Here is a 21,738-nt window from a genome sequence, read left to right on the forward strand (position 1 = left end):
CAGCCCGTCAGCCCCTGCCGTTGCAGTCGGCGGTAGATGCCGCCTGTCGGCCCCTCAGCCCGTCAGCCCCTGCTGATGCAGCCGGCGGTAGATGCCGCCGCGTTCCATCAGCTCGTCATGCGTGCCGCTCTCGGCGATGCCTTGCTCGGCCACGACGAAGATGCGGTCAGCGTTGCGGACGGTGCCCAGCCTGTGGGCGATGACCAGTGTGGTGCGTCCCTTGGACAGCTCGGCCAGAGCTTGCTGGATGGAAGCTTCCGTCTCCGTATCAAGCGCCGATGTTGCTTCGTCCAGGATCAGGATCGGCGGATTTTTCAGGAAGATGCGGGCAATGGACAGCCGCTGCTTCTGTCCGCCGGACAGCTTGACGCCGCGTTCGCCGATCAGCGTATCGAGTCCGTCCGGCATGGAGTCAATCATCTCCGCGAGCTGGGCGCGCTCCGCAGCCTGCCGGATCTCCTGCTCGCTTGCGCCGAGCCGGCCATACTCGATATTTTCGCGGATCGTTCCGTCGAACAGGAATACATCCTGCTGCACAATGCCGATCTGCTCGCGCAGGCTGCGCAGCGGCATATCGCGAATGTCCAGGCCATCGATCATAATTTGTCCTCCCGCAATGTCGTAAAAGCGGGGAAGCAGACTGCAAAGCGTGGATTTGCCGCCGCCCGACGGCCCGACCAGCGCGATGGTTTCGCCGGCGCGAATGTCCATGCTCAGATTGCTGACGATCGACTTGTCCGACTCATAACCGAAGCTTACGTTCCGATACACGATATCGCCGCGGAGTTGGCCGATGCTGCGGGCGTCGGGCTTCTCCTTTACGTCGGGCTCGGTATGAATCAATTCCTCGTAGCGGCGGAAGCCCGCGAGCCCCTTGGGTATCGTCTCGATCAGGGAATTGATCGTGCGGATCGGTCCCAGGAAGACGTTGGAGAGCAGGATGAACGCCATGAAGTCGCCATTGCTCATTTTTCCTTCAATGACGAACCAGGCTCCGCAGACGATGACGAACAGGGAAACGAACTTCAGCATGACGAAGCTGATAGAGGAATGCCAGGCCATAACCTTGTACGTGATCAATTTGGTCAAGCGGAACTGATTGTTGTTCTGGCTGAACTTCTCGATCTCGAACGGCTCGTTGGCGAAAGCCTGAACGACCCGCATGCCGCTGACGTTATTTTCGACTCGCGCGTTATAGTCGGCGATGTCGCTGAACATTTTTTTGAAGGCGGCGTTCATCTTGCGGGAGAAATGCAGCGATACCCAGATCATAAGCGGCACGATGACAAACGTTAGGAGAGCCAGCTGCCAGTTGATGCCGAGCATGATGCCCAGAGCGCCGAGCAGCGTCATGACGGCGATGAACAGATCCTCGGGAGCATGGTGGGCGACCTCGCCCATATCCATGACATCGTTGGTCATGCGGGAGACGAGATGTCCGGTTTTGTTGTTGTCGAAGAAACGGAACGACAGCTTCTGCACCCGCTTGAACAGATTGCGGCGCATGTCCGTCTCGATATTGATGCCGAGCTTGTGTCCATGATAGGTGACGACAAAATGAAATACGGAGCTCAGTAAATAGATCCCGAGCAAAATAAGTCCGGCCCACAGAATCGACATCCAGTTGCCCTTGGGAAGCAAGTCGTCGATGATGATATTGATAGCCATCGGGAATGTCAGATCCAGCAGAGCGGCCATGATGGCGCTGCCGAAAGCAAGGGTGAAAAGCCACTTGTAGGGCTTGTAATACGAGAAAAAACGACGTAAAGTCTGCACGCGCTTATCTTCCTTCCTTCTAAAGGTAGTTCAAAAAAATAAATGATTCAAAGCTATATTAGGTTGTTGTCATCGAGGAAGTCAATCGCTGACGAAAGGCTCCTGGACAAGTGGAAAAGAGAAGCGAAAGCCCGGAACATCCGCATTTTATTAGATTTATAGCTGTTAATGATAATCAAAATCAGTTAAAATCAGCATAGAACTATATCACTTTGGCACATTGTGTGGAGGCAGAAGGTATGGGGAAGTCAATCGGAAAAGCGAATGCGAGGATAGACGCGGGAAGTTCGAAGGCGAGAAGGACAAGCTTTATTCAAGACGAAAAAGGGATGTTTGTCGACGGTCTTGAATCAATGGCCCGGCAATTCGGGATGCAAAGGCGCCGCTTTGGAAACGGCTGGTGTTACGACATGCCGAAGAGCCGGGGAGAAGGCTGGATCATCCAGATGAGCCCGGAGCCGGGTTTGTTTTGCGTCAGCGCATGGTTCAAGGTGGTATCAAAACTTTCGTATACGTTCGATACGGATAAACCTTGCATGTGGTTGTTCAGCGTCAGCAAAGGACGAATAACGATATCCGGACAAGGCAGGAGCGACCGGGAGCTGAAGCCGATGAATCAGGTCGTTGCGAGCCCGGGAACACCGATTACGATCCATTATTCCGATGAGGAACTTATATGCTTCGACGCGATGATCGTGTTCGAAGAATATATCCACGGCAGACTGCTTGCGGGCGGCGGCCCGGAGACCGCTTTTAAACCAGGCGAAGCCCGGCTATGGACGGAGCCTCAGATCAATACGCCGGATGTGCTGCTCGCGATGGATGAGCTGAAATGGTCGATACGGAAGGCTGTAACGCCGCTGCCTTATTACTATTTTAAATGCGGGGAAATTCTGATGCTGATCAAGCGCAATCAGGAACAACCGGAGCTGATCGACAAGAGGCGCGCCGACCATGTGACATGGGACAATAAGCAGCGCATCTTCAAGGTTAAAGATGCAATCGACCGAAACATGTTGGAGCCGCCCAACTTATCTCGTCTGGCTGCGCTTGCGGCGATGAGCGAGAGCAAGCTGCGGCGTTCGTTCAAGCTGGTTTACGGCGTGACGATCGCCGCTTATGTCCGCGAGGGCAAGATGCAGCAAGCGATGCGGATGCTGGCCAAGGATGAGATGAGCATCCGGGATATCGCGAGAGCCTGCGGGTACGAATGCGCCGGACGCTTCTCCGCCGTATTCCGCAAGATACATCATATTACGCCGAGCCAATACCGCAAATCATTTGATCTATGATCGGACTGGGAGAACAAGTCATGACCATACGACATAGGGGAGGGAGCAGCGATGTTGAAAACAGCAAGGAACGGGGGCGTGCCGCTGGAGCGGCTTCGGGTGCGGTTGATCGATATTGAACTGTTTGCCGGGGCGGAAGGAGAAAGGATGGAGCGGCAATTAACGCTGCTTCCCGCGCTCATCGTGCCGATTCGCGGCGAGGGCGAGCTGGAACTGGATGCCGGATCGCTGAGATTGGTACGAGACCGCGCTTACCCGGTGCGTCCGGACAGCACATTCGGCCTGCTGTCGGATCGGGGCGGCGAGCTGGCAGCGGCCATTTTGCACTTCGAGGCGACAATCGAACCCGGTAAGGAGCAACTGCCCCTCGCGGCTCTGCCGGCTGCGCATCTGATCGAAATGTTGTTCGAAGGCAAGGATGAGCTGAACGTTCCCGTGAAAGGGAGGCTCGCCCACTTATGCCGCTCCATTTATGAGAATTGGCGAAGCGAAGACGGTCTTAAGAGATGGCGGGCGGAGCTTGATATGAACGAGCTGATCTATTCGCTGCTGTCGGCGGAGAGGGTTGGCAGCAAGGCGTCGACCGAGTCCGCTCTGGAGAGGTCGAGGGCTTTCATGGAGGAACGGTTCCATGAAGACTTATCAATTGAGCGTCTGGCTTCCATTGCGAAGCTGAGTCCGAAATATTATGTGGATGCGTTCAAAAAGACGTACGGCGTCAGCGCGATCGACACCTTGACGAACATTCGAATGAACCGCGCGAAAAAACTGATGCTCCATTCCGGGCTGCGAATGAAGGAGGTGGCTCATCAGGTCGGCTTTGCCGACGAGTTTTACTTCAGCCGCAAGTTCAAGAAGTTCGCCGGCATGTCACCCACGGCTTATATGAAGTCTCGCAGCAAGAGAATCGTCGTATACGGCTCCTCCTCGATCATCGGCTATATGCTGGCTCTCGGCATTATTCCGTATGCGGCCCCGTTGCATCCGAAGTGGACGAAGCTGTACATCGAGCGTTACGGGGCGGATATTCCGGTTCATCTGGACGCCTTCCGCCAGAATCATCGCCGCATGGCCAATATCGAGCAGCTCGTCGGAACAAAGCCGGAGCTGATCGTATGCGCCAACGAAACGGAGGACTGGGAGCGGCAGCGGCTTGCGAAGATTGCGCCTGTGTTCTTGCTGCCTTCCGAGGAGACGGGCTGGGAGTCCGTTCTGCTTGCGTTAGCCGCCAGGCTGGACGCCGAGGCCGAGGCACGGCAGTGGATTCTCGACTACGATCGAAAGGCGGAGGAGCGCTGCAGCCTCGTTCGCGCCGGAACGCTAGGACCAGGGCGCAACGTTCTGCAAATCCGCCTGGTCAAAGACCGGATGTACCTGGATTGCAGCTCGACGTTTCACGATGTGATGGTAAAAGGCTTGGGCTTCACATCGCTGCATCCTTATATGCCTTCGGATCACGGTCGTCCGATTACGCTGGAGGAGCTCGGCAGGCTGGACGCCGATTGGGCGTTCATGCTGATCCGCAAGGAATCCGAGACGCTTGAACGGTGGAGAACGCTGCGCGAATCGTCGGATTGGCAGGCGCTCCCCGTAGTGAGGGACAACCGGCTCAGACTGCTGCCCTCCGATCCATGGCGGGAATATTCGCCGATTGCAATCGAGCGGTGTCTGGAGATGGCGTTTGCTATGATAGTTGAGTAATCTGGATTATTTCCATGTTCGATCTGGATATAATCCATGGTCGAAACAGCATCCATATCCTATAATCGCTAATGATAATCAATATCAATTAGAGAAACAGGAGAGGTGCTGGCAATGAGGTTGAAAAATGGTATGGCGGGTCTTATGCTGCTGCTTGCGTTGTCGCTTGCGATAACGGCTTGCGGGGGAGGAAATAACGGCAACAACGAGCCGGCGGGGAGCCCGGCGGCAACGGAGACGGCAACGGCCGAAGCAACGGTGCAGCCTACGGAAGAAACGGCGACAGGCACGCAGGTCATTAAATATTTGGACCAGGAATATGAAATTCCGGCGAACGTGGAACGAATCGTAATCACGGGCGCGGTAGAAGCAATGGAAGACTCCATCGTGCTCGACGTGAAGCCGGTTGGCGCGATTTCGTTCGGCGGCGAATTCCCGGCGCTGTTCCAGTCGATTACGACGGACGCGGTATCGGTGGGAGAGAAGACGGAGCCGAACTTCGAGCAAATCCTGTCTCTGAAGCCGGATGTCATCTTGGGCTCCACGAAGTTCCCTGCCGAAGTAACGGAGAAGCTGGCGACAATCGCACCTACGATTCTGTATTCGCATATCTCGACGAACTGGGAAGCAAATCTGAAGCTGCTGGGCCAACTGAGCGGCAAGGAAGCGCAGGCGGAAGAAGAAGTAGCGAAATACAAGGCCGATCTCGAAGCGGCGAAGTCGCAGCTTGGCGACAAGCTAAAGGACCAGAAGGTCGCGGTCGTTCGTATTCGCCAAGGCGGCAAAATGTTCATCTACCCGACGAACGTATATTTTAACCCGATTCTGTACGAGGAACTGGGACTGACGGCTCCGGATGCGGTCGCCGCGGCGAAAGCGCAGGAAGAGATCACGACCGAGCAGCTTGCCGCGATCAATCCAGACTTTCTGTTCCTGCAGTTCGAGCCGACGGAGAACGCGGACGCGCCTAAAGCTCTGGAAGATTTGCAGAACAATCCAATCGCCAAGACGACGGCAGCGTTCAAGAGCGGCAACGTGTTCATCAACATCGTCGATCCGCTCGCGCAAGGCGGCACGGCTTATAGCAAGATCGAATTCCTGAAGGCGGCCGTAGCCAAGCTTGCTCCATAACCGAATCCGATAAGGCGTGTGAATATGCGACACAACAACGTACTGCCGGCAGTCATCCTCGTGATGGCGCCGGCAGCAGCCCTGCTATTGATCATTTTGTCTATTCTGTACGGCTCCAAAAATATTACGGCTCTTACGGTATGGCAGGCCGTCGCCCACTTCGACCCGGATAATGTCGATCACCAGATCATCCGCCATGCCCGGCTTCCCCGCGCGGTCGGGGCGCTGGTCATCGGCGCGGCGCTTGCCGTGTCCGGGGCGCTTATGCAGGGAATGACGCGCAACTACCTCGCTTCGCCATCGATCATGGGCGTCTCCGACGGCTCGGTGCTGCTGGTGACGTTCGCGATGATTTTTCTGCCCTATTCGGGTTCGACGGGGCTCATTATCGTCTCGGTGATCGGCTCTGCGCTCGGTGCGGGGCTGGTGTTCGGCTTGGCCTGGCTTATTCCGGGTGGCCTGTCGCCGGTCAAACTAGCCATTCTCGGCACGATCGTCGGCACCTTCCTGAGCGGCGTATCGGCTGCTGCCGCGAGTTACTTTCAGTATTCGCAGAGCGTCAGCTTCTGGTACAACGCCAGGCTCCATCAAATAGACCCCGAACTGCTAAAGATCGTGATTCCGTTCGTGGCGGCCGGGCTTCTGCTGGCGCTTTGTCTGGCGAAGTCTGTGACGGTGTTGTCGCTCGGCGAGGATATAGCCTCCGGTCTTGGACAACGAACGGCGCTGACGAGAGGGCTCGTCATTCTCGCCGTCGTGGTGCTCACCGGAGCTGCCGTTGCGCTTGCGGGCAAAATCGCCTTCATCGGCCTGATCGTCCCGCATTTGGCGCGATTCCTCGTCGGAGTCGATTATCGGCGCATCATCCCGTTATCCGCCGCGATGGGCGCCCTGTTTCTCGGGCTGTGCGATCTGATCTCGCGTTTCCTGAACGCGCCATTCGAGACGCCGATCGGCGTCGTGACAGCGCTGTTTGGCGTTCCTTTCTTTCTCTACCTGATCAAGACGAGAGGAGGGGGCAAACATGCGTAAAGGCGCGTCCGTTCGGACGGGAGCGGCGTTCGGCGGGACGACGTTTGTTATTCTTGCCGCGATTTATTTGAGCGTAACAAACGGCATGTTCGACATGTCCGTGCTCGATGTGGCCAAGACGCTGCTGCGCATTGACCCCGTCCGTGAACATGACCTTGTCGTGTTCGAGTTCCGTCTGCCCCGGATCGTGTTGGCCATGCTGGTCGGCGCCGCGCTCGGCATGGCGGGAAACGTTATTCAAGGCGTCACGCGGAACGGGCTTGCCGATCCCGGCATTCTTGGCATTAACGCCGGAGCGGGAATGACGGTCGTTCTCTTCATGTTTCTGACTCAAGGAGCGATAGCGGCATCCGGCTGGCTGGGCGTCATGCTCAAGCCGATGTTCGGTCTCGCGGGAGGTTTGCTCGCAACCTCTTTGATCTACCTGTTCGCGAGGCATAATGGCAGCCTGGATCCGCAACGCCTTATTTTGGTGGGAATAGCGATTGCTTCGGGATTCGGGGCAGTTACGATATATGTTTCGCTTAAGATGAATCCGAACGACTTCGAGATGGCCGCGGTGTGGCTCGCAGGGAGTATCTATAGCGCCAACTGGAAGTTCGTCGTCACGATGCTGCCGTGGCTGCTCGCGATGCCGATCTTGTTGTGGAGACGGTCGCGGGTGCTGGACCTATTTCAACTAGGCGAACCGACGGCTGGAGGACTCGGAGTGAACGTGGAGAGGGAGAAAAATATGTTGCTCGCTTGCAGCATCGCGCTCGTCAGCGCCTCCGTTGCCGTGTCGGGAAGCATCGGCTTCGTAGGGCTGATCGCTCCGCATTTGGCTCGAAGGCTTGTAGGAGAGCGCCATAGCGCAACGTTGCCGCTCAGCGGACTGATCGGGACGGCGATGGTCGTCGTCGGCGATTTCATCGGCAAGACGGTGTTCGCTCCGGCGGAACTCGCGGTCGGCATCGTGATATCGATTATCGGCGTTCCCTATTTTGTGTTTTTGCTTATCCGGGCCAGACGATGAAGGCGAACAAGCGAATGGCCACGGTACTCATTTACCACGTCCGAGCGGCAGGCGGGCGAAAACGGGAGTGTGCATACATTGAATTGGTTTAGGAATATGGAGGCGAACGGACGCCGGCTTACTGTGCTTCTTCCTCCGTCCTATGAAACGGACGCGGGACGCGAGCGGCGATATCCGGTCGCTTACGTGCAAGATGGGGGCGACCTGTTCCAGCTCGTTGCAAATCAGCTGCAGCATTTGACTAGGCAAGGAAAGCTGCAAGAGGTGCTTTATGTCGGCGTACATACGCCGAACCGCAACGATGAATATACGCCGTGGCCGGCATCGCCTCTGCTGTCGACGTATCCTGCTTTCGGCGGTGGAGCGCGCGCCTATCTGGACGAGCTCGCGGACAGCGTGAAGCCGTTCGTCGACGGACAGTTCAGGACGAAGCCGAAGCGGGAGCATACGGCGTTGATCGGGGGATCCTTCGGCGGCCTGGTATCGCTGCTTGGCGGTTTGTGGCGGCCGAATACGTTCGGCCTGCTCGGCCTGTTGTCGGCGTCCTTCTGGTATGAAGGCGTTATTCCGCACTTGCGAAACAACGATGCGCCTCGCGACGACTTGCGAATCTATATGTCGGTGGGGGACGCAGAGGGTATTTACAAGGCGAATATTCAGCGCCATATGGTAGAAGCAACGCTGGAAGCGCGCCGATTGTGGCAGGAAAAAGGTTTCCCGGACGACCGTCTGCGCTTCCGTTTGGAGGAGGGCGGCACGCATGACGCGCTCTGCATGGCGGGCAATCTCCCGCGGGCGCTGCAGTGGCTGTTCGGTCCGGCGGAGGAGGCGGCTGGGGCCATGGAGTCGAGCGAGTTTGAGCAAATAGGTGAGAAAAGCTTAATCGGAGCTTGCGCGAACACGGAAACGAGACTTTCGACGGGACAATCCGCTGCTGGAGCAATCGCGACGTTAGCGCCGTTCGTATCCCGCCAGGCAGGCGGCTATGTCGTTCCTCGCACCGAGCAGCGAGAGATTCAATCGCACCGCAATGGGAGGAAGTACCGTATTTTCATCTCGGTACCATCGGCTGATCCCCCGCCGGAGGGGTATCCAGTGCTTTACACGCTAGACGCCAACGCGTCGTTCGCTTCCATCGCGGAAGCGGTGCGGCTGCAGATGCGCGGTCCGCAGGGAATCAGCCCGCCCCTCGTGGTCGGCATCGGCTATGACGCCGAAGGACCGATCGTGTCCGAGGATCGGTTCCTGGACTACACCGATCCGGCTGAGCCGTCTGAGCTGCCGACGCGACCGGATGGCTCCGATTGGCCGCTTACCGGCGGCGCGGCGGTATTTTCCGAATTTATCGAAGAGGAACTGAAGCCGGCGATCGAAGCGTTGTACCCAGTCGACCGCACGAGGCAAACGCTGTTTGGCCACTCTCTTGGCGGATATTTCGTACTGCGGACGCTTGCAGTGAAGCCGAACAGCTTCCAAACCTATATCGCGGGCAGTCCATCTATCTGGTGGAAAAATCACTCGTTGCTGGAACGGTTGCCGGAGCTCGAACGAAGGTTGTTATCCGGCGAGGTCGCCGCAGCGCTCTTGATCGGCGTCGGCGGCCGGGAGAAGGCCGGGATGGCGGAGGATGCGGAGAGGTTATACCAGCGGCTGTTGCCGCTTGCGGGAGAGGGGCGACTGCGACTCTCGTTCCGCAAGTTCGAGGAGGAGGGCCATGTGTCAGTCATCCATCCGCTTATTAGCGAGATGCTCAGGTTCATATGAACCTGGGCTTTTTGTAGAGAGTATCTTACACTAATATAATCCGGACTTTATTATGGATTTCTACCTCTTTAGCATTTTCTACAGCCCCTAAAACCTTGATATTACAGGGATTTAACTTCAATTTAACAAGTCTGCGGAGTTAAAATGCCGCTGGTTGAAAACGCCTTCTTTACGTGAGTCCAAAGCCGAATATAGAATGTGGTTGACCGAAGGGACCCGGTACCGGTCGCTAAACGGTCGTCAAAAATCAAATAGATGAAAATGGGGAGGACAAGAAATGAAAAGAAGGTTAAGTGCCATTCTCGCTTGCGTATTCCTGATATCCGCGCTGGCTGCATGCGCAGGGAACAACAACGGCGCGGGGAATAAAAACAACGGCACCGCAAACGTTACGCAATCGCCGTCCGCAGCGCCATCCGATTCCGGCGCCGGCACGGAGCAGCCGAATACGTACGGCGATACCGGCGGATTGACGCTTCCATTGGTGGATAAACCAACAACCATTACTTGGATGCTCAGTGGAGAGTCGGATCCTAACGGCAAGCTGGTCGCTCAGGAAATCGAAAAAAGAACAGGCATTAAAGTTAATTTTCAGGCATTCTCCAACTCTACGTATCAGGACAAGTTGAGAGTAACCGTAGCTTCGGGCAAGCTGCCGGATATTTTCCACGGATTGAAGCCTGCAGAGTTAAAGCAGATTGGCGGGCAGAAAGCCGTTGTTGCCATTAACGATTATCTCGACATTCTCCCCAACTTCAACCGGATGTACGTAGAGGAGAACCCATGGGTGATCAAATCCTACGGAGACGAGAACGGCAAGATGTATGCTTGGCCGATCTACAATATGAATCGGGACGTCAACCATGGGCTGATGGCGCGAATGGATATTTTGAAAGAATTAGGTCTTGAAATGTGGAAGGATACGGACGGATTCTATGAGGTATTGAAGGCGATGAAAGCCGCGTACCCGGATTCCTATCCGTTCGCATCCAAAACGAAGGAGCTGATCTTTAAGGATCTGGCTTACGGATGGGGGATAGCGGGAGACAGCTATCCGGCCTACTATGACGAAGCGTCTAAGGTCTGGAAGTTTGCTTCGATTCAACCGGAGCACAAGGAACTGCTTGATTTTATCAAAAAGCTGTACAATGAAGGATTGATCGATCCCGAGTTTCTAACGGATACCCCCGACTCGTGGACGGCGAAGATGACAACGGATAAATCGTTCGTAACTTGGGATTGGATTGGACGGCTCGACTTGTTCTATAACCAGATCAAAGACGTCAATCCGGACTTTGATCTGCGTTATGCCAACCCGATCGGGCCAACCGGAAACATTCGCACCTTGCCGAAAATCGACGCCTCGTGGGGCATAACGGTGGCCAATAACGCCAATAAGGAAGCGGCGCTCAAGCTTCTGGATTATTTGAGCAGCCCGTCCGGCGCGGAATTGGTCACCATAGGCGCGGAGGGAGTCAACTTTACATGGGATGAGAGCGGCAAAGCTACGTATCCAGAGCTCTCCGATTTGCCGACGGTGGATATCAATGTGCTGAACGATCGTTACGGCATGTGGATGGAAGGCATGTACCTGGCTCCCGACAGACGAAGCGTCTATTACAATTTCACGGAGAAAGAGCAGGAAGCCCAGGATATGATGCTGTCGGACAACAAATTCGAGCCGCTTGATCCCGTTCTTAATTTTACGGATCAAGAAAACGCAAGACTTGCGGAAATACAGACTTCGCTCGAAAAGGCGGCTGCCGAATTTAATTCCAAGTATGTTCTGAACAAGGCCTACGGCAACAGCGAATGGGAAGCCTGGGTGCAGAATGCGGCCAAGATTGGCGTGACGGAATATATCGGCATCTATAATGCAGCTCAAGAACGGTTCGACAGCTCCAAATGATTTGTCGGGCAGCGGCGAATGCAAGGCCGCGAACAGCACGGTACGGTGATCGGATGCTTAGGTGTCCGATCGCCGCTCAACATCGATAGGAGTGATCATGTATGGCGGGATCAGATACGACGGCTTTGCGAAAAGGCGGCATGCGTGTATTTCGGTCCTATTGGTCCGATCTCCGCAAGCGGATAAAGCGGGACCGGCAACTGCTGATTCTATTAATTCCCTGTCTCGTTTTCTATTTGATATTTCGTTACGGACCGCTTTCCGGATTGGCCATCGCCTTTATGGACTACAGCGTGTTTACCGGCATTTTTGACAGTCCGTGGGTGGGGCTGAAGCATTTCTCTAAACTTTTTGGCAGCGACGACTTCTTTCTTCTGTTCAGAAATACGTTAACGCTTGGTTTTTTTAATCTGATTGCGTCATTCCCGTTCCCGATCCTTCTTGCGTTGCTGCTCAACGAAGTGCGAGTCGCCCGATTCAAAAAATCGATTCAGACATTCAGTTATCTGCCGGCCTTTCTTTCGGTTGTTATTATCAGCAGCATGATCATTGACTTTCTGTCGCCGACAAACGGCATCGTCAATCGGCTGTTGGTATCGCTTGGTCTGGAAAGCCATTATTTCCTGGTCGATCCGAGTTGGTTCAGGCCTGTGTATATTACATCGGAAATATGGACCAACACCGGCTACGACGCCATTATCTATCTGGCTGCCGTAGCGGGCATTAATCCAACCTTGTATGAGGCGGCGAGAGTGGACGGCGCCGGCAGGTTCCGCAGCATATGGAATGTAACGCTTCCCGGCATTCTGCCAACGGTCATTATCATGTTTATCCTGAAGACGGGATCGATGATTCGTATCGGTTACGAGAAGGTATTACTGCTCTACAATCCGATGACTTACGAGGTGGCGGATGTATTTTCCACTTTCGTATATCGCAAAGGATTGCTGGAGTCTAATTACAGTTATGCGGCGGCGGTAGGTCTGTTCGAAGCGCTGGTTGCCATGGTTATGCTGCTGGGAGCCAATTATATCAGCAAGCGGCTGGGAGGGAGCGGATTATGGTAGGCCAGGCCAGGTTTACGTTTTTTGGCGTTATCAATGCGATTATGCTGGTTGGCGTAGCTATTGCGACCCTGTACCCCGTTTTGTACATTGCCGCGGTATCGCTAAGCGATACGGCCAGCGTGTCGCAAGGGCAAGTATGGCTGCTGCCCATAGGTCTTAATTTCGAGGCGTATGCGGAAGTGCTTAAGGACGATAAAATTCCGCGAGCCTATTTGAACACGATATTTTATACCGCTTTCGGGACATTCGTCAATTTGCTCATGACAGCGATAGCCGCTTACCCGCTTGCGAACCGGGATCTGGTGTTCCGGAAATTCTGGATGTTGATGATTGTGCTCACCATGTTCCTGAACCCGGGCATCATCCCGAATTACCTGATCGTGCAGCAGCTTGGGCTGATCGATTCAGTCTGGGCGCTCGTGCTGCCGAATGCGATCTGGACCTTCGAGTTGATTATTCTAAAGACGTTCTATGAGAATATGTCTTCCCAGATCCGCGAGGCGGCGTTGATCGACGGAGCCTCGGAGTTCCGCATTCTGTTCAATATCGTCATTCCGTTGTCAAAGCCGGCGATGGCGTCAATCGGCCTGTTTTACTTTATGGGGCACTGGAACAGCTTTTTCTTGCCCATGATTTATTTAAACGATCAGGCGTTGTATCCGTTGCAGGTTGTGCTGCGAGGCATGCTTATTTTTAACGAGGGTTCGACTGCCGGTCTGGTGGACAAAGCGGCTCTGGCGCCCCAGGCGATGAAAAATGCGACGATTGTACTCGCGATGATCCCGGTATTAATCGTGTATCCGTTCGCTCAAAAGTATTTCGCAAAAGGAGTGATGCTCGGCTCGGAGAAAGGTTAATGTGTTAAAATAATGGGACATCGTATCGATAGGGGCGTGCGCAATGAGACGTAGAATGACCAGCCTAGGGCTTATGCAAATATTTTTGGCTTTGATGTTGGTTATCGTCCTTATGTTCGTCTCGACTTATATGGTGTACCGCAATTCGATATCGGGCATCTACGAAGAAGTATCCGACAAAAACTCAATGATGATGCAATCGACGGTGCAGGCCTTCGATAACAGCTTCAGGGTGGTCAACAACTTGATCCACACCATCCACATAATGCCCGGAACGGACAGCCTGCGCTCGATGATCGATGACAGCACGGATATGTCCATTGCCTACACGATGATCGAGCATATCGCCAATTTGTCGGCTCCTTACGACTTTATCGAAGAGGTGGCCGTGTTCTATGACGATTCGGATATTGTCGTTACCACCAAGGGCACGAACCGCTTCGACTATTTCTTCGATAAAAAATATTTGCATGAGACCTACAACGCCGATTACTGGCGAAATTATATGCGGAGCAAAAAAACGTACAAGGTTTTTCCGGCATCGCCGTTTACAGTCAATACCGGCGAGAACTCGAATCAGCACAAAAATAAAAAGCTGCTGGTTGTTACCGGAGGCAACAAGCTGCGTTCATCCGGTAAAAATGTTCTGGTGTTGATCGATCTGGAAGCATTGCTCAAACATGTGAACCAGGGTCCGATTTTTTCCGGCGGCTCCATGATGATTCTGGACCAGAATCGCGACATGCTGATGAGCACCGACGACAACTGGAATTTGGTGGATGCGCTGAGCGACGCTTATTTCGGCAATGCCGGCGAAGTGACGGTCAAACGCCAGGATTACGAATACCGGATTCTGAAGTCGGACTATAACGACTTTATCTACATGGAGCGGTTGCCCTACCAGTTCGCCAATGTGGATGCCGTTGCTGGAGCCAATTTAAAAATTATGTTGACCGCAGGTGTATGCGCTATCATTCTGTCTTTGCTGCTCAGTGTCTATTTGAACAATCCCGTCAAAAGAATTTTAAAGCAATTGGGCGGAGGCAACAGCAAGGGCAATGATTTCCGCAAAATATTAAGCGGTATTGTCAGGCTGCAATCGGAGAATGAAGACAATCGGAGGCAAAAGGCGTATGCCGATGAGGAGCTGCGAAGATCAACGTTCCTTCAGACGCTGGACGGATTGCCGCACGAAACCGAGCAAGATATCCGAATGCAGACCTACTATGCCGATTTCTACCGCCACAAGCACTTCATCATGGCGCTTGTGCAGGTTGGCCGGCTTGCAAACGAATCGGCGGAGAATTGGACGATAGAGGACATGGAGCGACGGATGGAGCAGGGTCTCGGCCGGGACGGTTTGGCAGCCAACGCGTTTCACGCCGGACATCTGCAATTTATCGTTATGCTTGGCGTCGAACGGCTGCAGGAGCGCAGCGGTCTGATCAAACAACTGAGAACATCCTTGACCCGGCTGCAGAAGGAGGAGTTTTCCGGATTTTCATTGTGGGCTTGCGTTAGCGCTCTCTATACCTCCAATGTGTCGAACTGCCGCCGGGCCTATTTGTCCGTGCAAGGCGGAAGTCTGTACCGTGCCGTCAACGATGGCAGTTCGGTGATGGATGTGGCGGAAATCCAGTACAAACGGTTGGCTTATTACCCGATCGAGAAGATGGAGAAGCTATCCCATTATTTGATGATCGGCAAGCTGCAGGAAGCGACGCAATTGATTCGGGAGACGATCAGGGAAAATGCCGAGCGGCGCATTCATTATTATCAAATGATCCATCTGGCGAACAGCATGTTCTTCTACATGGTCGGGCACACGGAAGGTTCGGCGAGGACCGGTCAGGAGCTGTACGAACTGGAGCGGCACTTTATGCAACGGCTGGAGCAAGCGCCTGACTATGCCGAAATGGAGAACGCGCTGCTCGATGCCGCGAGACAATTGGCGGGGCATGCCAAGCAAGAGGAGAACGGACGCAAGCTGAACCCGTCCTTTATTGCCCAATATATTGAATTGCATTATATGCGGAATTTATATCTGGATGAAATTGCCGCGGTGGCGGGGACGACTCCGAAATATTTTTCGAACTACTTCAAGAAAACGTTCGGCGTCAATTATGTCGAATATCTCAACAAAATCAGACTGACCCATGCGAGAGAGCTGCTCAAGGATTCGCAGCTGTCGATTGCCGAAATCGGGGAGAGAATCGGCTATCTGAACTCGTCGACTTTTACGACGACCTTTAAAAAATATTATGGCACCTCGCCAAGCGAATACAGAAAACTGTCTAACGAATAACAGCGCCCGTATATCGGGCGGCACAAAGGAGGGGTCGGAATTTGAAAGCGATAGCTGCGCTACGGAGCGGCGTTGCCGTCGTCGACATCGAGAAGCCGAAGCTGCTGCCGGGACATGTGGGCGTGCGGACCGAATATTCCGCGATTAGTCCGGGCACCGAGCTTGGGATGATTCGCGGCAGCTTGGACGATCCGCGCATATTGGGATACAGCGCGGTCGGAATTGTAGAGCAAGTGGGAGAAGGCGCACATGGCTTTCGCGAAGGACAGCGGGTCGCCTGTTACGGCGCCCCGTATACATGTCATGCGCAATGGCTGTCGGTACCGGCCAATCTGGCGGCGGTGGTGCCGGAGCATGTGGATGCTCGGGAAGCCGCGTATGCAGGATTGGGAGCGATAGCGATCCATGCGCTGCGAACCGCGCGGTTGGCTTTTGGCGAATCGGTCATTGTTGTCGGACTTGGCATCCTCGGCAATTTGATTGCTCAGATTGCTCATGCCGCAGCGTACAGGACGATTGCCCTGGATGTGGATGCCGGACGGGCAAATATGCTGCGAAAATACGGGTTATCCCGGGTATATGATAACCGCGAAAAGCTGGTGGGCGAGCTTGAGAAAGCGACGGGAGGCGGCGTCGGCGCCGATGCCGTATTGCTGTGTGCCGGCGGATCGGGCTCGGGGTTGATTGACGCCTCGCTGGGCTGGCTGCGCGATCGCGGAAAAATTGTGGTGGTAGGAGACTTGTGCACGGAGTTCAACCGGGGTTTGATGTTCGCCAAGGAAGCGCAGGTGCTCATATCGCGCGCTGGAGGGCCGGGACGTTACGACGAACGGTACGAGCGGGACAATGTCGATTATCCCGTCGGATATGTGCGTTGGACCGAAGGCCGGAATACGTCGGAATATATTCGTCTGCTGGCTGAGCGGCGCATATCGGTCCAAGCCATGATTACGCATGAGTACGCGCTTAACGATTGCGAACGGGCATACGGAAATTATTCCGACGCCGTAGGAGCGATCGGCACTTTGTTCAGGCACGGAGATTGAATTGCACTCGCTGATACGTTGCTTTGTGATAGTTTAATACAACATTTTGCGGAAAGAGGTGATTCTCGTGGCTTTGAAAAACAAGATGACAACTTGGTTATGCAGTCTTGTTTGTTTTAGCATGCTTAGTGCGACTTTGTTTCCAATTGGCGACGTCAAGGCAAACGACGATCCAACGACTCAAGTCAATGAAGTCAATGTGATTGCAAACGCAGGATTCGAGGAGCCCGTTGTGAGCGGGGTCATACCTGGCTGGTCCCAGATCTGGAGCACAAGCGGCATTACAATAGAAGAGTCTTTACCAGCAGGACATACTGGCAAAGCCATGAAGCTTGTCGACGCAAGTACAACTTCGGCCGTTTATTTGAGAAGTGACAAGTTTCCAGTGGTGCAGGGGCAAACCTATCGTTTGGCTGTCGATACCTATATTGAATCCGGCGCGCCGGTGATGATTATTTATTTCTACGACGTGAATGGAACGCAGTTAACGAGTGTAACGGATGGTTATTACGGGACGCCTTCCGAGCGATGGACTTCGATTTATTTAGAAGCTGTTGCGCCTGAAGGAGCAGTAAGCGCCGCGGTAATGCCGCACTCGAATGGAGTCGGAACATGTTCTGCTTATTTCGATGATTTCAGGATCGAGCAAATCGTTGGTCCAGTAGCCAACGCGGGATTCGAGAAGCCGCTTGTCAGCGGAAAAAGTCAAAACTGGACACAGGTATTTAGCACAACGGGTATCAGTGTGTCGAGCAACTTGCCCGACAATCGTGCCGGGAGAGCCTTACGGTTGGAGGATTCGAGCACGGCAGGCGGGGTCTATCTGAGAAGCGATAAAATTCCGATTCAGGCAGACAAACGATATTTGTTATCCTTGGATACTTATATTGAATCTGGTGCGCCAGTCATCATCATTTATTTCTATGACAGTAACGGGAATGAAATATCTCCTTATGCGATCGAGGGCTATTACGGAGCGACTACTTATGAGTGGAAGACACTTTATATGGAGACAAAAGTTCCTGTCGAAGCTACGCATGCGGCAGTCATGCTGCACTCCAATGGACCAGGCACCTTTACGGGTTATTTTGACGACGTGTCCCTTGAAATGCTGACATCCGATGTACCAAATGCCGGATTCGAGCTGCCGCTTGTCAACAACAAAATTCCCGGCTGGAATCAAATATGGAGCACGGGCGGTATCACTATAGAAGATAATCTGCCCGGAAGCCGGACAGGTAAAGCGATGAAGTTGGTGGATACAAGTACGGAAACCTCTGTCTATCTGCGGAGCAATAAAGTACCAATCAGCGGGGGCAATCCTTATTTGTTAAAAGTTGATGCCTACGTCGAGCAAGGAAGTCCTTTGATTTACATTTATTATTATAACCAAAGCAACGAATTGCTCAGTTCAAAAATTAAGGCCTATTATACGCAGCCCTTGAACGAGTGGTCTACCTTGACATTTATGGACGATGTGCCTGCTGATGCCGTATACGCGGAAATTATGCTGCACTCCAATAGCTTGGGGACATGCATCAGTTATTTTGATAATGTTAGCTATGTCAAGCAAGAGAAGAAAAGTTTCAACCTTGGACCGGCAGTTCATAATGTCGGCATAAATGCTGCCGCCTACGGCACAGGTCCCAATAACGAGGAGTGGACGTACACCGTTATCAATGGAGCGACTGCAAGATTTTTTGTTGTCGATTCGCATACGAACACCATTGTGGAGCAGCATCAGTTGCCTGGCGGGGGAGGCTCATGGGGTTTGGTTACCGCTCAAGATGGAAGCGTGTACATTTCGACGATCGGCGGAAAACTGTTTCGTTGGACGCCAGGCAGCAGCGGCCAGCAAGGTCAAATGACCGACTTGGGAGTAGCGATTGAGGGAGAGACATTTCTGTGGCGCTTGGCCGTTGATGACGCGGGGAATATCTACGGAGGCACTTACCCGAATGGTAAAGTTTTTCAATACAACACCGAGACAGAACAATTCCAGGATTATGGCAGTGTAGTCGAAGGGGTTAAATATACGCGTTCGATCGACTGGTGGAATGGCAAGCTTTATGTCGGCCTCGGCACTGAAAAAGCCAGATTATTTGAAGTCGACAGCATCACGGGCACAAAGAATGAGATTGCGCTCCCTTCGGCTTATGCGAATGAATCGAGCGTATACGATGTCAATGTGCGGGGAGATTATTTATTCGCCAGAGTTGTGAATGCAGGAGCAGTGCTTGTCTATGATCTGGTTGAGGAGCAATGGATCGATACTTTGACCAATATAAGCGGCATTGATGTATCACCCTTAAGCTCCGATAACAAGGTTTACATGTTCAGTGCAGGAAAAATAATCGGTTATGATCCCGTGACGAAGAACAAGACGCTGATTGGAGAAGACTCCAGGTTTTGGAGTGCGAGAAGCTTTGGATGGGTTCACTTAAACGAGCCTGATTTCCCAGGAGAGACATTAATCTCTATTGATGCCGTAGGCAGAATGCGGATGATTAACCCGACGACTGGGAGCATTAAAATAGCAGAAAGCCAAATCCCGGGAGAACCCACGATTATCAACTGGGTGGGCACAGGTCACGATGGGAAAATCTATACGAGCGGCTTTCAATCTGGCGGATTGTCCGCTTATGATCCGGTTACGGATGAGTTTTATGAATATCCGAAAGGCGCAATTAACCAAATCGAGTCGGGCCTATTTTATGACGGCAAATTATATATGGGCATCTACCCCGGTGCATACCTTTACAGCTTTGATTTTGCACAGCCTTATGCGATCGGCTCAAATCCTCAATCGATCGTCGGGCTGAAAGCGGAAGGCCAAGATCGGCCATACGGCTTTACTTGGTCCGGGGACGTGCTCGCGATGGGAACAGTGCCCGATTATGGGCTGCTGGGCGGCGCTTTGACCATTTATAATCCCGAAGCAGGCAATTACAGCGTTCATCGCCAAGTCGTCGAGAATCAAAGCATTGTCCCGTTGCTATCCAAAAACGGATTGATCTATGGAGGGACATCGATTTGGGGAGGACTTGGGGGATACCCGACAGAAACAGAAGCAAAGTTATTTATCTGGGACCAAGCGCTTGAGGAAGTTGCGTGGGAAGGAGCACCGGTACCTGGCGCAACCTTAATCTCGTCCTTAGAATGGGATAAAGACGGGAATATATGGGGGCTGACCATGAATACGTTGTTCAAGTTCAATCCGACGACCAAGGAGACGGTTCTGACAAAAGAGCTCTATTCTTGTTCATGGTGCGCAACCTACCACGCATTTAAACCAACTTATCTGGTCGTTGATCAAAGTGGAGATTTGTATGTCAGAATTCCTAGCGGTATATACCGCATCGATGCAGAAACGTTGGAAATGGAATTACTCGCAGATAGCGGCACGCATTTGACGCAAGATCATGAGGGCAACTTGTATTTTGCGAATGGTGCGGATTTATACAAGTATAGAATCGATCGGGCAGACCTATATGCGCCTGTTTTACGGAATCTGAATCCATTGCATCAGCAGGCAAACGTATCGATCAACAAGAGAATGATTGCAACATTCGACGAAATTATTCAACCGGGAACCTCATTTCAGGAAGTGAAATTATATCTTGGTGACGTGGAAGTGCCTGTCCAGGTAACAGCTTCAGGTTATGATCTGGTTATTCAGCCCAATGATGAGTTGATTAATGACGCAAGCTATACTTTGTCTATTCCAGCATCAGCAGTTCAAGATTCAAGCGGGAACTTGCTAGCCAATGCCACCGTCTCCACTTTCGAGACGAGAAGCGAATCGATCAGTCCGACGTGGCCGCCGCAAAGCGAGTTGTTTGCAACGGATATTTCGCAAACAAGCATGAAACTGGGCTGGTCTGCGGCGATCGACAATGTCGGTGTATCTGGTTACAAGATCTATCTGGACAATCAATTCGTTAGCACGGTTAGCGGACTTTCAAATGAGTATACGGTTGCATCGCTGACAGAGAATACGAACTTTAACTTCAAGATTATTGCAATCGATGCGGCAGGCAATGAAAGCGAGGCTTTGACAGGGACATTCAAGACACTGCCGTATAACTATTATCCTTCTAATCCCGTACAACCCACAGTGCCATCGGAAGCGGCTGAGGATCCCGATCCGGATGATACGGATACACCGGAAGCGTCTTCGACCAATTTTACAGACATCGCCGGGCACTGGGCGGAAGCCGTGATTAAAGAAGCTGTTGATCTTGGTATTGTCAAGGGCTACACGGACGGCAGCTTCAGACCGAAGCAATTGATCTCCCGCGCGGAATTCACGTCGATGTTAGTTCGCGCATTGAAGTTGCCTGCAAGCACTACTGCTGTCACTTATTCCGACGTGAACGCAAATGCATGGTATACAAAAGAATTGGCTGCAGCTTATGAGGCGGGTATTGTTAAGGGAATAGACAAAGAACGTTTTGCCCCGAATGCCGAGATCAGTCGGGAGCAGATGGCAGTCATGTTGTTCAGAGCCTATGTGCGATTGACAGGCCAAACGTCTGACGCAAGCGAAGCGCTTGATCGATTTATCGATGCCGACCGCATCGCAACATGGGCTCAAGATGATATAAATCAAGTGTTGGCGATTGGTTTGATGCAAGGGAAAGGCAATGGGTTGTTCGATCCCGAAGCGCATACAAGCCGTGCCGAAGCGATTCAAGCTATTTTGAATTTATTGAAACAAAAATAGCCTTGTAGCGTATACCGCGCTTCTGAACGTTGCGTTCAGAAGCGCAGTTTTTATTCTCATAGAAACCATAGGTAAAAATAAAGCGAAAAAACTAACATTAATGATTGGTATCGAAAA

13 protein-coding genes are annotated in these 21,738 nt (G+C 52.9%); 12 read left to right on the forward strand and 1 reads right to left on the reverse strand.

Translation table 11 applies throughout. The annotated features are described in order from the left end of the window. Positions 1-54: 54 nt before the first annotated feature. The gene (locus tag PAT3040_RS29165) at positions 55-1,776 is read right to left on the reverse strand and encodes an ABC transporter ATP-binding protein (protein WP_108995446.1); all 1,722 of its coding nucleotides are present in this window, start codon (positions 1,774-1,776) and stop codon (positions 55-57) included. Between the two features lie 239 nt (positions 1,777-2,015). Between PAT3040_RS29165 and PAT3040_RS29170 the strand changes: the two genes are divergently transcribed. The 12 genes from PAT3040_RS29170 (at position 2,016) to PAT3040_RS29225 (ending at position 21,621) form a co-directional block, all read left to right on the forward strand. Beyond that, positions 2,016-3,068, forward strand: a complete 1,053-nt coding sequence (locus PAT3040_RS29170) for a helix-turn-helix transcriptional regulator (RefSeq protein WP_108995447.1) — start codon at positions 2,016-2,018, stop codon at positions 3,066-3,068. A 51-nt stretch (positions 3,069-3,119) separates the two neighbouring features. Further along, positions 3,120-4,769 carry an AraC family transcriptional regulator gene (locus tag PAT3040_RS29175; protein ID WP_108995448.1) on the forward strand — a complete coding sequence of 550 codons (1,650 nt, stop codon included), beginning with the start codon at positions 3,120-3,122 and terminating at the stop codon, positions 4,767-4,769. Between the two features lie 120 nt (positions 4,770-4,889). After that, on the forward strand, positions 4,890-5,900 hold the full coding sequence (locus tag PAT3040_RS29180; protein WP_373863985.1) for an ABC transporter substrate-binding protein: 1,011 nt from the start codon (positions 4,890-4,892) through the stop codon (positions 5,898-5,900). A 24-nt stretch (positions 5,901-5,924) separates the two neighbouring features. Continuing rightward, on the forward strand, positions 5,925-6,932 hold the full coding sequence (locus PAT3040_RS29185) for a FecCD family ABC transporter permease (RefSeq protein WP_087569893.1): 1,008 nt from the start codon (positions 5,925-5,927) through the stop codon (positions 6,930-6,932). Further along, positions 6,925-7,947: a FecCD family ABC transporter permease gene (locus tag PAT3040_RS29190; RefSeq protein ID WP_108995449.1), complete on the forward strand. Its 1,023-nt coding sequence runs from the start codon at positions 6,925-6,927 to the stop codon at positions 7,945-7,947. The genes PAT3040_RS29185 and PAT3040_RS29190 overlap by 8 nt, the downstream gene beginning before the upstream one ends. Before the next feature lie 78 nt (positions 7,948-8,025). Then, a complete protein-coding gene (locus PAT3040_RS29195; RefSeq protein WP_258235213.1) occupies positions 8,026-9,711 on the forward strand; it encodes an alpha/beta hydrolase in 1,686 nt (561 codons plus the stop codon). A 277-nt stretch (positions 9,712-9,988) separates the two neighbouring features. Continuing rightward, positions 9,989-11,620 (forward strand): extracellular solute-binding protein, encoded by a 1,632-nt coding sequence (locus PAT3040_RS29200; protein WP_108995450.1) that lies wholly within the window; start codon positions 9,989-9,991, stop codon positions 11,618-11,620. Positions 11,621-11,760: 140 nt separating this feature from the next. Further along, a complete protein-coding gene (locus PAT3040_RS29205; protein WP_258235220.1) occupies positions 11,761-12,687 on the forward strand; it encodes an ABC transporter permease in 927 nt (308 codons plus the stop codon). Next, entirely contained in the window at positions 12,681-13,544 is an 864-nt protein-coding gene (locus PAT3040_RS29210; RefSeq protein ID WP_108995452.1) for a carbohydrate ABC transporter permease, read from the forward strand. The genes PAT3040_RS29205 and PAT3040_RS29210 overlap by 7 nt, the downstream gene beginning before the upstream one ends. A gap of 43 nt (positions 13,545-13,587) precedes the next feature. Continuing rightward, entirely contained in the window at positions 13,588-15,849 is a 2,262-nt protein-coding gene (locus PAT3040_RS29215) for a helix-turn-helix domain-containing protein (protein ID WP_108995453.1), read from the forward strand. A 41-nt stretch (positions 15,850-15,890) separates the two neighbouring features. Further along, positions 15,891-16,895 (forward strand): zinc-dependent alcohol dehydrogenase, encoded by a 1,005-nt coding sequence (locus PAT3040_RS29220; protein WP_108995454.1) that lies wholly within the window; start codon positions 15,891-15,893, stop codon positions 16,893-16,895. Between the two features lie 67 nt (positions 16,896-16,962). After that, positions 16,963-21,621, forward strand: a complete 4,659-nt coding sequence (locus PAT3040_RS29225) for an S-layer homology domain-containing protein (protein ID WP_108995455.1) — start codon at positions 16,963-16,965, stop codon at positions 21,619-21,621. The last annotated feature ends 117 nt before the right edge of the window (positions 21,622-21,738 follow it).

Origin of the sequence: Paenibacillus agaridevorans (assembly GCF_003112455.1) — a bacterium.
Classification (GTDB): Bacteria; Bacillota; Bacilli; order Paenibacillales; family Paenibacillaceae; genus Pristimantibacillus; species Pristimantibacillus agaridevorans.